The organism is Streptomyces sp. NPDC001663, assembly GCF_042893105.1.
In the GTDB taxonomy this organism is placed as follows: Bacteria; Actinomycetota; Actinomycetes; order Streptomycetales; family Streptomycetaceae; genus Streptomyces.
In genome coordinates, this window is sequence record NZ_JBIAUR010000001.1 from 540,594 (window position 1) to 553,341 (window position 12,748).

The window sequence follows — 12,748 nt, forward strand, 5'->3', positions numbered from 1 at the left end:
CTCCACCGGCCTTTGCCGCGATCATCATCGGTGATCCGGGGCTCCGGCCACAAACCGCGCGGACCAGATCAGGCATCCCGGACATTGGGGGCCGCGGGGCGGGGTCGACATAGGGTGGGCGACCATGACTTGGCTGATCACAGGCGGAGCGGGATACATAGGGGCCCATGTGGCGCGGGCGATGGCCGGCGCCGGGGAGCGCGTCGTCGCGCTGGACGACCTCTCGGCCGGGGTGCCCGCGCGGCTGCCCGCGGAGGTCCCGCTCGTCGAGGGCTCGACGCTCGACGGCGAGCTGCTGCGGAAAGTCTTCGCCGAGTACGGCGTGACCGGTGTCGTACATCTCGCGGCGCGCAAGCAGGTCGCCGAGTCCGTGGCGCAGCCCACGCGCTACTACCGGGAGAACGTCGGCGGTCTCGCGACGCTGCTGGAGGCGGTGGCCGGGGCCGGGATCGGGAAGTTCCTGTTCTCCTCGTCGGCGGCCGTGTACGGCAACCCCGATGTGGAGCTGATCACGGAGGACACTCCGTGCGCGCCGGTGAACCCGTACGGCGAGACCAAGCTCACCGGGGAGTGGCTGGTGCGGGCGGCGGGCGGTGCGCACGGCCTCGCGACGGTGTGCCTGCGCTACTTCAACGTGGCGGGCGCGGCGGCGCCCGAGCTGGCCGACACGGGCGTCTTCAACATCGTCCCCATGGTCTTCGACCGGCTCACCCACGACGAGGCCCCGCGGATCTTCGGCGACGACTACCCGACGCCGGACGGCACCGCCATCCGCGACTACATCCACGTCGCCGACCTGGCCGAGGCGCATCTGGCGGCCGCACGGCGGCTCGAGGGCCGCAGCGGCGATCTCACGGTGAACATCGGGCGCGGCGAGGGCGTCTCCGTACGCGAACTGATCACGGTCATCGGCGAGGTGACCGGCGACCGGCGCACACCCGTCGTCGAGGGACGCCGCCCGGGGGACGCGCCGTGCGCGGTCGCCTCCGCCGCCCGGGCCGCCGAGGAGCTCGGCTGGAAAGCCCGGCGCGGGGTGCGGGAGATGGTCGAGTCGGCCTGGCGGGGCTGGCAGCTGCATCACGGAAAGTAGCTGAGGGTGCCCTGACCTGCGCATCGTTTCCGCAGGTCAGGGCACATGACAACGGTGTTCAGTGCCGCGTTGCCCGATACCCCCCACCCGTAGTTCACTGTGATCCCGGGCGGAACACAGGAGGGCGGCTGTCATGGGGGCTGGGCACGATCACGGGCATGCGCACACGCACGCGCCGCCCACCGGCACGGCCGCGGCGGCCTACCGCGGGCGGCTGCGCGTCGCGCTGTCGATCACGCTCACCGTCATGGTCGTCGAGATCGTCGGCGGTGTCCTCGCGGACTCGCTCGCGCTGATCGCGGACGCCGCGCACATGGCGACCGACGCACTCGGGCTGGGCATGGCGCTGCTCGCGATCCACTTCGCCAACCGCCCGCCGACCGGCAACCGCACCTTCGGGTACGCCCGCGCCGAGATCCTCGCCGCGCTCGCCAACTGTCTGCTGCTGCTCGGGGTCGGCGGCTATGTCCTGTACGAGGCGATCCAGCGGTTCATCACGCCGGCCGACACCGCGGGCGGGCTGACCATCGTCTTCGGCGCGATCGGTCTGGTCGCGAACATGATCTCCCTCACGCTGCTCGTCCGCGGCCAGAAGGACAGCCTGAACGTGCGCGGGGCGTTCCTGGAGGTGGCGGCGGACGCGCTGGGTTCACTCGCGGTGATCATCTCGGCGCTGGTGATCCTGGCCACGGGCTGGCAGGCCGCCGACCCGATCGCCTCGCTCGTCATCGGCCTGATGATCGTGCCGCGCACCTTCAAGCTGCTGCGCGAGACGCTGGACGTGCTGCTGGAGGCGGCCCCCAGGGGCGTCGACATGGCGGAGGTGCGGGCCCACGTCCTCGGCCTGGACGGTGTCGAGGACGTCCACGACCTGCACGCCTGGACGATCACCTCCGGGATGCCGGTGCTCTCCGCGCACGTGGTCGTGCGCTCCGACGTCCTCAGCGCGATCGGCCACGAGAAGATGCTGCACGAGCTCCAGGAGTGCCTGGGCGGCCACTTCGACGTGGAGCACTGCACCTTCCAGCTGGAACCGGTCGGGCACGCGGAACACGAGGCGAAACTGTGCCATTGAGGCAGGTGAGGCGCCTCATGGCCGGAATGCAGCCGTCCGGCGCGACCCTGCGTCGTTAAGCCTCACAGCGCTGCCCGGGACGGTTCCCCGCCGACCACGAAGGGCACGATCAACTATCGGGCCCCTCTTCCGGTCTTCAACCGGTGACGGCCGTGGTCCGCGCCGCGCGCGGGACATGCGGGCGTGCCGTGAAGTGCCGGGAGTGCCGGATTCGTGCGGCACACTTGGGGCGCGAAGACCGATGTGAAGGATGGGTATGCCGATCACACCTGCCACCGCGACGCACAGTCCGTCGAACGGCACCGCAGACGCGATTTTGCTGGAACTGGTCGACGAGAACGGCGTCACGATCGGCACCGCGGAGAAGCTCGCCGCCCACCAGCCGCCGGGGCAGCTGCACCGCGCCTTCTCCGTCTTCCTCTTCGACGAGCACGGCCGGCTGCTGCTCCAGCAGCGGGCGCTCGGCAAGTACCACTCCCCCGGCGTGTGGTCCAACACCTGCTGCGGCCACCCCTACCCCGGCGAGTCCCCCTTCGCAGCGGCGGCCCGGCGGACGTACGAGGAGCTCGGGGTCTCCCCGTCGCTGCTCGCCGAGGCGGGCACCGTCCGCTACAACCACCCGGACCCGGACTCGGGCCTGGTCGAGCAGGAGTACAACCACCTCTTCGTCGGCATGGTGCAGTCACCGCTGCGGCCGGACCCGGAGGAGGTCGGCGCGACGGCCTTCGTGACCCCCGCGGAACTGGCGGAGCGGCACGCGAAGGACACCTTCTCGTCCTGGTTCATGACCGTGCTGGACGCGGCCCGCCCCGCGGTCAGGGAGCTGACCGGCCCGTCCGCCGGCTGGTGACCCCCCTCAGAGGACCCGCACGGGTTTGAGCGGGAGAGCGGCCCAGATCACCTTGCCGCCGCTCGCCGTGTGCTCGACGTCGCACACACCGCCCGCCTCCCGGGTCACCTCGCTGACCAGGAGCAGCCCCCGGCCGCCCTCGCCGCTGTGGTCGGTCTCCAGAGCGGTCGGGCGGTAGGGGTGGTTGTCCTCCACCGACACCCGCACCCACTCGGCGCCGACGGCAACCTCCACGGCGAGCATCGGCGACAGCAGCGCCGCGTGCCGGACGGCGTTCGTGACCAGCTCCGAGACGATCAGCAGCAGTCCGTGCACCAGGTCGTCGGAGATGGGCACGCCCTGGCGGTACAGCAGGTCCCGTACGGCATGTCGCGCCTGCGGGACCGAGGCGTCGGCGGCGGGAGCTGTGAACCGCCAGACACCTTCGTACGGCAGTGGCTGCGCGGGCCCCGGGTCGAGGGGCTCGTCCGCGCCGCCTTCTGGGCGTGGGCCGGACCCGCGCCCGTGGTTCTCCATCGTCCGGTCGCCACCCTTGCGCTCGATTGTCACCACACGTCTGAGTGTTGGTAACGACCCGCACCGCCCCGGATGACTGAACAGAAGTCAGCAGGTATCGAGCACTTATGACCGTTGGCGTATGACACGGTCAGTTGTGGGACTGCTCCTGTTCCCCTTCAGCCGACTTCGCGAACTATTCGGGTTGTACGGGTTTGACGGCACCCTCGCCCGATTCGTTCCGGACGTCGTCCTCGCGGGCGAGCTACCCCCTGCGCACGTGTCGTAACTCTCGCCCTTCCGTCCTTGATCACCCGCCCGGCGGGGCGGCTAGCATCCGGCCCATGGAGCCCCAGCTGCTGCACGACGTCGCCGACTCGGTCGCCACCGTCGTCATTCACCACCCGGCCAAGCGCAACGCCATGACGGCCGCGATGTGGGCCGCCCTGCCGCCGTTGCTCGACACCCTCGCGGCCGACCCGGACGTACGGGCGCTGGTGCTGACCGGGGAGGGCGGGACGTTCTGCGCGGGGGCCGACATCTCCACGCTGCAGGGGTCGCCGGAGGACGCGCAGGGGCTGGCCGTGCGCGCCGAGGACTCCCTCGCCGCCTTTCCGAAGCCGACACTGGCCGTGATCCGCGGGCACTGTGTGGGCGGCGGGGCGCAGCTCGCGGGGGCCTGCGATCTGCGGTTCGCCGCGGAGGGGTCGCTGTTCGGGGTGACGCCTGCGAAGCTCGGGATCGTGTATCCGGCGTCCTCCACCCGGCGGCTGGTGTCGCTGGTGGGTCCGGCGGCCGCCAAGTACCTGCTGTTCTCGGGTGAGTTGATCGACTCGGCGCGGGCGCTGCGCACCGGCCTGGTGGACGAGGTGCTGCCCGAGGGTGAACTCGCCAAGCGGGTCTTGGAGTTCACCCGGATCCTGGCCTCCCGCTCGCAGCTCACCCAGGCCGCGGCGAAGGAGTTCGCGAACGGGCGCACCGACCGGGACGTGTACTGGACGGAGCAGATGCGCGGCAGCGGCGACACCGCGGACGGGGTCGCCGCGTTTCTGGAGCGCCGTCAGCCGCGGTTCACGTGGACGGTTCCTGACCGAGGATGAACCGGCTCCTCGACCGCATCAGCTCCACGACGTCCGCCGGCGCCTTCTGCGGGGCTCCGGCGTCGTAGGGCGGCTGTGGGTCGTACTCGATGCCCAGCTGTACGGCCTGCGCCACGAAGTCGCCCGCCATCCGGCCGAGCAGGGCGAGCCCCATGTCGATGCCGGAGGAGACCCCGGCAGCGGTGACGTACTTGCCGTCCGTCACCACCCGCTCCCCCGTGGGCTCGACGCCGAACCTCTTCAGCTCGTCGAGAGCCAGCCAGTGCGACGTCGCGCGGCGGCCTTCGAGCAGGCCCGCGGCGGCGAGCAGCAGGGAGCCGGTGCACACCGACGTCGTCCAGGTGCTGGTGGCGTCGGCGGTGCGGATCCAGTCGAGGAGCACCTTGTTGTCCATCTGCGCGGTCTGCCCCGGGCCACCGGGAACGACCACGACGTCGGGGTTCGGCACCTCGGCCAGGGTCCTGTCGGCGGTCAGGGCGAGGTTCCCGTTGTCGTTGCGGACCGGGCCGGTCCGCTCGGCGACGAACACGGTCTCGGCATCGGGCAGCCGGCCGAGGGTCTCGTACGGCCCCACGGCGTCGAGAGCGGTGAAGCGGTCGTAGAGGACGATCGCGAACTGCATGGGTTCCCCCTTGAGTTGACGGGTGCTCAGTGGGCGGGTGCCGGGCGGAACCGGCGCCGGTACTCGGCGGGTGCCGCGCCGAGCGTTCTGACGAAGGCGCGGCGCATCGCCTCCGGGGTGCCGTAGCCGCTGGCGCGGGAGATCTCCTCGACGCCGTCGGCGGTGTCCTCGAGCAGACGGCGGGCGTGTTCGAGGCGGACGCGGTCGACGTAGCGGCCCGGCGTCATGCCGGTCTCCGCCTGGAAGGCGCGGGCGAAGTGGCGGGGCGAGAGGGCGGCGCGTTCGGCCAGGGACTCCACGCTCAGGTCGCCGGACGGATGCTCGGTGATCCACTGCTGGACCTCGCGCAGCGGCTCGCGCCGGGCGGTCTGGGCGGCCAGTTGGGCGCTGAACTGCGCCTGGTTTCCCGGCCGGCGCAGGAAGACGACCAGGTGGCGGGCGAGCGCGAGGGCGGTCTCGCGGCCCAGGTCCTCCTCGACCAGGGCGAGCGCGAGGTCGATGCCGGAGGTGACGCCGGCGGAGGTGGCCACCTGTCCGTCGCGGATGTAGATCGGGTCCGGGTCGACCTCGACGGCCGGATGGTCACGGGCGAGCTTGGCGCAGTGCGCCCAGTGGGTCGTGGCCCGGCGGCCGTCCAGCAGGCCCGCCTCGGCGAGCAGGAGGGCGCCGGTGCAGACGGAGACGAGGCGTTCGGCGCGGGGACCGTGCTCGCGCAGCCAGTCGGTCAGGCGTGCGTCACGGCCGGTGCGGCGGGTGCCCTCGCCGCCGGGGACGAGGAGCGTGTGCGGGTCCCGGGCCTCGGTCAGGGGCTCGTCCGGTACGAGGGTCAGGCCGCTGGAGGTGCGCACGGGGGCGCCGTCCAGGGAGGCCGTACGGATGCGGTAGCTGCCCGGGGTGTGTTTCTCGGCCCCGGCGAAGACCTCCAAGGGGCCCGTGACGTCGAGGCTCTGCACGCCGTCGAAGAGGACGATCAGGACTGTTCGCTGCGCCATGCCATCGATTCTTGGCGGGGGCGGGGATGGCCGCAATGACGAGCACCCCACCTTTCCTGCCATCCGGTGCCCACCCTTGGATCACGTACCAACCAGTCGGTAACGTCCTCGTCATGACTCTCGCCCTCGAGCCGCGCGCCGGCCGGCGCTGCCACAACGTCCTCAACGCCCTGCACGCGACGCTCTACTTCTCGCCCGACCTGGGCACGGAGCTGGGCGCCCTCGGTATCACGCACCCCAGGGCCGTCAACTTCGCCGTGCGCGCGGCGGCGATGGGGCCTGTCGGGCCGGGCACCGTGACCGCGACCTTCTACAACTACAAGTACGAGCTCGTGGCCCGGCATGTGCCCGCCGTGTGGTCGGTCGCCTCCCCCGAGCAGGTGCTGGCGGCACGCGCGCGTGCCGTCGACGCGACCCTGCGACGGCTGCTGGGCGACGAGGCCGTGGCGTCCGACGAGATGGCGGAGGCCGCCCGGCTCGCCCTGCGGGCCACCGAGGCCTGCACCCGCTCCGCCCGGCCGCTGTACTCCGCGCACGCCGATCTCCCGGTCCCCGAGGAGCCGCACCTGGCCTACTTCCACGCCGCGACGCTGCTGCGCGAGCACCGTGGCGACGGGCACCTCGCGGTCCTGATGTCGGCGGGACTTGACGGACTGGAGGCCGTCGTGACCCACACCGCCACCGGCAAGGGCATGACGCCCAAGTGGGTCTTCGGCAGCCGGGGTTGGAGCCAGGAGGAGTGGGACGCGGCCGCCGGGCGGCTGCGCGGGCGCGGGCTGCTGGACGCGGACGGCGAACTGACCGAGCAGGGCGTCGCGCTGCGGGCCGGGATAGAGGCGGAGACCGACCGTCTGGACCGGGCGCCGTACGAGCATCTGGGCGCCGAGGGCGTCGCGCGGCTGACGGAGCTCGCGGCGGTGTTCACGGGGGCCGCAGTGGGCGCGGGGGGCTTCCCGGCGGATCTGATCGGCAAGAGCTGAGCAGAGCCGGGTACCCGGGCCTCTCCCGGTCACCGTGGCCGGGAGAGGAAAGAGGAATCTCGTGTTCCGTGCGATTGCAGACGTGCTGCGGCAGACAGGTGGCGCGATCGCCACCGTGGTGACCCTGCCCTTCCGCGCTTTGGCCCGGCTCTTCGGCGGAGCCTCCGGCTCGGCGCGGGGCCGCCGGGCCTGATACCGCCGCCTCGCCCCGCCGGTGGGGCGCCCTGATCCCCGACTGTCGGTGCCACCTGCCACAATTGCGGCGCAACCTCAGTGGAGAAGGCGGTACGGGATCGTGACGACACCCGGATCCATCGAAGTAGGGTCCATCGAAGGCAGGATCGCCGAGGAGCTCGGCGTACGGGAGCGGCAGGTCAAGTCTGCCGTGGAGCTGCTGGACGGCGGTTCGACGGTGCCCTTCATCGCCCGCTACCGCAAGGAAGCGACCGAGATGCTTGACGATGCGCAGCTGCGCACGATCGAGGAGCGGCTGCGCTACCTGCGGGAGCTGGAGGAGCGCCGGGCGGCGATCCTCGACTCGGTGCGCGAGCAGGGCAAGCTGACCGAGGAGCTGGAGGCGCAGATCCGCGCCGCCGAGACCAAGGCGCGGCTCGAGGACATCTACCTGCCGTACAAGCCCAAGCGGCGTACGAAGGCGCAGATCGCGCGCGAGGCCGGGCTGGAGCCGCTCGCCGACGGGCTGCTCGGCGACCCGACGGTCGATCCGCTCGCCGCGGCCGCCGCGTTCGTCGACGCCGACAAGGGCGTGGCCGATCCGCAGGCCGCCCTCGACGGCGCCCGGGCGATCCTGACCGAGCGGTTCTCGGAGGACGCCGACCTGATCGGCGAAGTGCGCGAGCGCATGTGGGTGCGCGGGCGGCTGGCCGCCAAGGTGCGTGAGGGCAAGGAGGAGGCGGGCGCCAAGTTCGCCGACTACTTCGACTTCGCCGAGCCGTTCACCGAGCTGCCCTCGCACCGCATCCTCGCCATGCTGCGCGGCGAGAAGGAGGAGGTCCTCGACCTCGTCCTGGAGCCGGAGGAGCCCACGGACGGTCCGTCCTCGTACGAGGGCATCGTCGCCGCGAAGTTCCAGATCGCCGACCGCGGCCGTCCCGCCGACAAGTGGCTGACGGACACGGTCCGTTGGGCCTGGCGCACGCGCATCCTGGTGCACCTCGGCATCGACCTGCGGCTGCGGCTGCGCACGGCCGCCGAGGACGAGGCGGTCGGCGTCTTCGCCGCGAACCTCCGCGACCTGCTGCTCGCCGCACCGGCCGGCACACGCTCGACGCTGGGCCTGGACCCCGGCTTCCGTACGGGTGTGAAGGTCGCCGTCATCGACGCGACCGGCAAGGTGGTGGCGACCGACGTCATCTACCCGCACGTGCCCGCCAACAAGTGGGACGAGGCGATCGCCAAGCTGGCCCGGCTGGCGAAGGAGCACGCGGTCGAGCTGGTCGCGATCGGCAACGGCACGGCGTCCCGTGAGACCGACAAGCTCGCCGGTGAACTCATCACCAGGCACCCGGAGTTGAACCTCACCAAGGTGATGGTCTCCGAGGCGGGAGCGTCGGTGTACTCGGCGTCCGCGTTCGCCTCGCAGGAGCTGCCCGACATGGACGTGTCGCTGCGCGGCGCCGTGTCGATCGCGCGGCGGCTGCAGGACCCGCTGGCCGAGCTGGTGAAGATCGACCCCAAGTCGATCGGTGTCGGCCAGTACCAGCACGACCTGTCCGAGGTGAAGCTGTCGCGCTCACTGGACGCGGTGGTGGAGGACTGTGTGAACGGCGTGGGCGTGGACGTCAACACGGCGTCGGCCCCGCTGCTCGCCCGGGTCTCCGGCATCACCTCCGGCCTGGCCGAGAACATCGTGTCGCACCGCGACGCCAACGGGCCGTTCAAGTCCCGTACGGAGTTGAAGAAGGTGGCGCGGCTCGGCCCCAAGGCCTACGAGCAGTGCGCGGGCTTCCTGCGGATCCGCGGGGGCGACGACCCGCTGGACGCGTCCAGCGTGCACCCGGAGGCGTACCCGGTGGTGCGGCGGATGGTGAAGACGTCCGGACAGGAGGTGGCCTCGCTCATCGGCAACTCGGGCGTGCTGCGGTCGCTGAAGCCGAACGACTTCGTGGACGAGACGTTCGGTCTGCCGACCGTCACCGACATCCTCAAGGAGCTGGAGAAGCCCGGGCGCGACCCGCGGCCCGCCTTCAAGACGGCCACCTTCAAGGAGGGCGTCGAGAAGATCTCCGACCTGGCGTCCGGGATGGTCCTGGAGGGGGTGGTCACGAATGTGGCGGCCTTCGGGGCGTTCGTCGACGTCGGCGTGCACCAGGACGGTCTTGTGCACGTATCGGCCATGTCGAAGACGTTCGTCAAGGACCCGCGGGATGTGGTGAAGCCCGGGGACATCGTGAAGGTGAAGGTTCTCGAGGTCGACATTCCGCGCAAGCGGATCTCGCTGACGCTGCGGCTCGATGACGAGGCGGCTCCGCAGGGTCAGCAGGGCGGCGGTGAGCGTCGGCAGCGGGGTGGGCGTCCGCCTCAGCAGCGGCAGCAGCAGCGCCAGGGCGGCGGCCGGGGTGGTCAGGGCGGCGGTTCACGTCAGGCGCCGCCGCCGGCCAACAGTGCGATGGCCGACGCTCTGCGCCGGGCCGGATTGCTGGATCCGAAGAACGGCAGGCGCTGAGGGCTCGGGCCGAGAGGTCGCGGGGAATGGCGCCCCTGAAGGTGGGCGCGCAGCGCCCACCTTCAGGCCTAGGGTGAAGGCATGGTCACTTCGCGCGCCGTCACCTGGGAAGTGTTGGAGAGTCGGGGGTTCGAGACCGCCTGGGTCGAGCTCGGGGAAGGTGTGCTGCGGGCGCGTGGGCGGGCCGTCGGGATCGTTCCTGAGCCTTACTGGGTCTCGTACGAGCTGGAGACCTCCGAGCGGTTCGTGACGCGGCGGCTGAGGGTCACCGCGGAGACGGAGGCCGGGGTTCGCAGTCTCGATCTGCGGCACGACGGGCAGGGCCGGTGGACCGCGGACGGTGAGCGGTTGCCCGGCGTCGACCGGGCGCTCGACTGCGATCTCGGGCTGTGCCCGCTCACCAACACCATGCCGGTGCTCCGGCACGGTATCCATCTGGCGCCCGGCGAGCGGGAGTTCCTGATGGCGTGGGTGTCCGTGCCGGGTCTGGTCGTACGGCCGTCGCGGCAGAGCTACACCCATCTCGGGCGCACGAACGGCGGCGGGCAGGTCCGGTTCGCCTCCGGCGAATACCGCAGTGACCTGGAGTTCGACGGTGACGGACTCGTCGTCGACTACCCGGGGCTGGCAACGTGTCTGCGCCGAGGCGCATGACGGTCGAGGCAGGCTGTCAGCTCGCCTCGGGGGGCCGGGTGGTGCCGTTCATCCGGGCGCGGTTCTCCGCGAGCATCTCCTGGACACGCCGCTCGACCTCCACGGGGTCGACGCCCAGCGCTCGGCCCATGTGGACGGCCCACACCTCCGAGCGCACGTTGGTCTCGAAGTCGAGGTCGGCGCGTACGTTCTCGCGGGCGGCCTGGCGGTTCTGGCTCACCATGACGAAGGTCGAGAGGAAGATCGCCTCCAGGCTGACGATCATGGTGAGCAGGCCAAAGGGATACGGGTCCCAAACGGCCCCCTTGCCGAACGCGCCCTCGTTGCACACGATCCACACCGTGAACCACAGGGCGTGCAGGTACACGAATGCCATGGTCCCGGCGAAGGCGGTGATCGCGTCCGCGATCCGGTCCTGCGTCCCGCGCATCCGCGCGATGACGTCCTGTTCGTGCGCGATCCGCACAGCCGGCCGTTTCGCCGAGCTGCCCATGGCCCCTCCCTGTCCCCGGTCGAGCTCTAGCGTTCGGTGACCTTGCCCGCCGACACTTCCAGTCGACGGGTCACGTGGACCGCGTCGAGCATGCGGCGGTCGTGGGTGACCAGGAGGAGCGTGCCTTCGTAGGAGTCGAGGGCCGATTCCAGTTGCTCGATGGCCGGCAGGTCGAGGTGGTTGGTCGGTTCGTCCAGGACCAGGAGGTTGACGCCTCGGCCCTGCAGCAGTGCCAGGGCGGCACGTGTGCGTTCGCCCGGGGACAGGCTCGCCGCCGGGCGCAGGACGTGGTCGGACTTCAGGCCGAACTTGGCCAGCAGGGTGCGGACTTCGACCGGCTCGGTGTCCGGGACGGCGGCGCAGAACGCGTCGAGCAGGGCCTGCGTGCCGTGGAAGAGCTTGCGGGCCTGGTCGACCTCTCCGACGAGGACGCCGGAGCCGAGGGCGGCTGCGCCCGCGGCCAGCGGGATGCGGCCCAGCAGGGCCCCGAGCAGGGTCGACTTGCCCGCGCCGTTCGCGCCGGTCACCGCCACCCGGTCCGCCCAGTCGATCTGCAGGGAGACCGGGCCGAAGGTGAAGTCGCCGCGGCGGACCTCGGCATCGCGCAGGGTGGCCACGACGGCGCCCGAGCGGGGGGCCGACGCGATCTCCATGCGCAGTTCCCACTCCTTGCGGGGTTCCTCGACGACATCGAGGCGTTCGATCATGCGCTGGGTCTGACGGGCCTTGGCGGCCTGCTTCTCGCTGGCCTCGCTGCGGAACTTGCGGCCGATCTTGTCGTTGTCGTTGCTCGCCTTGCGGCGCGCGTTCTTGACGCCCTTGTCCATCCAGGAGCGCTGCATCTGGGCGCGGTCCTGGAGGGCGGCGCGCTTGTCGGCGTACTCCTCGTAGTCGTCGCGGGCGTGCCGGCGGGCCACGTCCCGCTCCTCCAGGTAGGCCTCGTAGCCGCCGCCGTAGAGGGTGATCTGCTGCTGGGCGAGATCGAGTTCGAGGACCTTGGTGACCGTGCGGGTGAGGAACTCGCGGTCGTGGCTGACGACGACGGTGCCCGCGCGGAGACCGGACACGAAGCGCTCGAGGCGTTCCAGGCCGTCCAGGTCGAGGTCGTTGGTCGGCTCGTCGAGGAGGAAGACGTCGTAGCGGGAGAGGAGGAGGGAGGCGAGGCCGGCCCTTGCCGCCTGGCCGCCGGACAGGGACGTCATCGGCTGGTCCAGATCGACCGCGAGGCCGAGGGAGTCGGCGACCTCCTCCGCCCGCTCCTCCAGGTCCGCGCCGCCGAGGTCGAGCCAGCGCTCCAGGCTGGTCGCGTACGCGTCGTCGGCGCCGGGTGCGCCGTCGACCAGGGCCTGGGTGGCCTCGTCCATCACGCGCTGGGCCTCGGCGACGCCGGTGCGGCGGGCGAGGAACTCGCGGACGGTCTCGCCGGGGCGGCGCTCCGGCTCCTGCGGGAGATGGCCCACGGTCGCGGCCGGCGGGGAGAGGCGCAGCTCGCCCTGCTCCGGCGCGAGCAGCCCCGCGAGCATCCTGAGCAGGGTGGACTTGCCCGCGCCGTTGGCACCGACCAGCCCGATCACATCGCCGGGCGCGACGACGAGGTCGAGCCCGGAGAACAGGGAGCGGTCGCCGTGCCCGGCGGCGAGGTTCTTGGCGACGAGGGTGGCAGTCATCAGGGAGCTGATCCTAACGGCCCTCGCTTGCACCCTGCCTCAGC

13 protein-coding genes are annotated in these 12,748 nt (G+C 71.5%); 8 read left to right on the forward strand and 5 right to left on the reverse strand.

Annotation, left to right across the window (positions count from 1 at the left end):
• The first annotated feature begins 124 nt into the window (after positions 1–124).
• From galE to idi, 3 genes are all read left to right on the forward strand, one after another.
• Positions 125–1,090, forward strand: a complete 966-nt coding sequence (galE, locus tag ACFY1L_RS02605) for a UDP-glucose 4-epimerase GalE (protein WP_388816998.1) — start codon at positions 125–127, stop codon at positions 1,088–1,090.
• Positions 1,091–1,223: 133 nt separating this feature from the next.
• Positions 1,224–2,165 carry a cation diffusion facilitator family transporter gene (locus ACFY1L_RS02610; protein ID WP_388817000.1) on the forward strand — a complete coding sequence of 314 codons (942 nt, stop codon included), beginning with the start codon at positions 1,224–1,226 and terminating at the stop codon, positions 2,163–2,165.
• A gap of 256 nt (positions 2,166–2,421) precedes the next feature.
• The gene (gene idi / locus ACFY1L_RS02615) at positions 2,422–3,015 is read left to right on the forward strand and encodes an isopentenyl-diphosphate Delta-isomerase (RefSeq protein ID WP_388817003.1); all 594 of its coding nucleotides are present in this window, start codon (positions 2,422–2,424) and stop codon (positions 3,013–3,015) included.
• Between the two features lie 6 nt (positions 3,016–3,021).
• On the opposite strand, the gene ACFY1L_RS02620 is transcribed toward idi, so the two are convergent.
• The gene (locus ACFY1L_RS02620; RefSeq protein ID WP_388818893.1) at positions 3,022–3,531 is read right to left on the reverse strand and encodes an ATP-binding protein; all 510 of its coding nucleotides are present in this window, start codon (positions 3,529–3,531) and stop codon (positions 3,022–3,024) included.
• Positions 3,532–3,854: 323 nt separating this feature from the next.
• On the opposite strand from ACFY1L_RS02620, the gene ACFY1L_RS02625 reads away from it, so the two are divergent.
• Positions 3,855–4,610 (forward strand): enoyl-CoA hydratase/isomerase family protein, encoded by a 756-nt coding sequence (locus tag ACFY1L_RS02625; RefSeq protein WP_388817006.1) that lies wholly within the window; start codon positions 3,855–3,857, stop codon positions 4,608–4,610.
• Here ACFY1L_RS02625 and ACFY1L_RS02630 read toward each other — a convergent pair.
• On the reverse strand, positions 4,582–5,232 hold the full coding sequence (locus ACFY1L_RS02630) for a DJ-1/PfpI family protein (RefSeq protein ID WP_388817009.1): 651 nt from the start codon (positions 5,230–5,232) through the stop codon (positions 4,582–4,584). The genes ACFY1L_RS02625 and ACFY1L_RS02630 overlap by 29 nt on opposite strands.
• A gap of 26 nt (positions 5,233–5,258) precedes the next feature.
• Positions 5,259–6,224: a GlxA family transcriptional regulator gene (locus ACFY1L_RS02635; RefSeq protein WP_388817012.1), complete on the reverse strand. Its 966-nt coding sequence runs from the start codon at positions 6,222–6,224 to the stop codon at positions 5,259–5,261.
• 113 nt (positions 6,225–6,337) lie between these two features.
• Between ACFY1L_RS02635 and ACFY1L_RS02640 the strand changes: the two genes are divergently transcribed.
• The 4 genes from ACFY1L_RS02640 to ACFY1L_RS02655 all read left to right on the forward strand — a co-directional run bounded on the left by ACFY1L_RS02640 (position 6,338) and on the right by ACFY1L_RS02655 (position 10,544).
• Positions 6,338–7,204 carry a hypothetical protein gene (locus tag ACFY1L_RS02640; RefSeq protein ID WP_388817015.1) on the forward strand — a complete coding sequence of 289 codons (867 nt, stop codon included), beginning with the start codon at positions 6,338–6,340 and terminating at the stop codon, positions 7,202–7,204.
• Between the two features lie 61 nt (positions 7,205–7,265).
• Positions 7,266–7,397 carry an LPFR motif small protein gene (locus ACFY1L_RS02645; RefSeq protein WP_388817018.1) on the forward strand — a complete coding sequence of 44 codons (132 nt, stop codon included), beginning with the start codon at positions 7,266–7,268 and terminating at the stop codon, positions 7,395–7,397.
• A gap of 102 nt (positions 7,398–7,499) precedes the next feature.
• Entirely contained in the window at positions 7,500–9,890 is a 2,391-nt protein-coding gene (locus ACFY1L_RS02650; protein WP_388817021.1) for a Tex family protein, read from the forward strand.
• An 81-nt stretch (positions 9,891–9,971) separates the two neighbouring features.
• On the forward strand, positions 9,972–10,544 hold the full coding sequence (locus ACFY1L_RS02655) for a putative glycolipid-binding domain-containing protein (RefSeq protein WP_388817024.1): 573 nt from the start codon (positions 9,972–9,974) through the stop codon (positions 10,542–10,544).
• A gap of 16 nt (positions 10,545–10,560) precedes the next feature.
• On the opposite strand, the gene ACFY1L_RS02660 is transcribed toward ACFY1L_RS02655, so the two are convergent.
• Together ACFY1L_RS02660 and ACFY1L_RS02665 are read right to left on the reverse strand one after the other, a co-directional pair.
• On the reverse strand, positions 10,561–11,037 hold the full coding sequence (locus ACFY1L_RS02660) for a DUF1003 domain-containing protein (RefSeq protein WP_388817027.1): 477 nt from the start codon (positions 11,035–11,037) through the stop codon (positions 10,561–10,563).
• Between the two features lie 26 nt (positions 11,038–11,063).
• Positions 11,064–12,704 (reverse strand): ABC-F family ATP-binding cassette domain-containing protein, encoded by a 1,641-nt coding sequence (locus ACFY1L_RS02665; protein ID WP_388817030.1) that lies wholly within the window; start codon positions 12,702–12,704, stop codon positions 11,064–11,066.
• Positions 12,705–12,748: the final 44 nt, after the last annotated feature.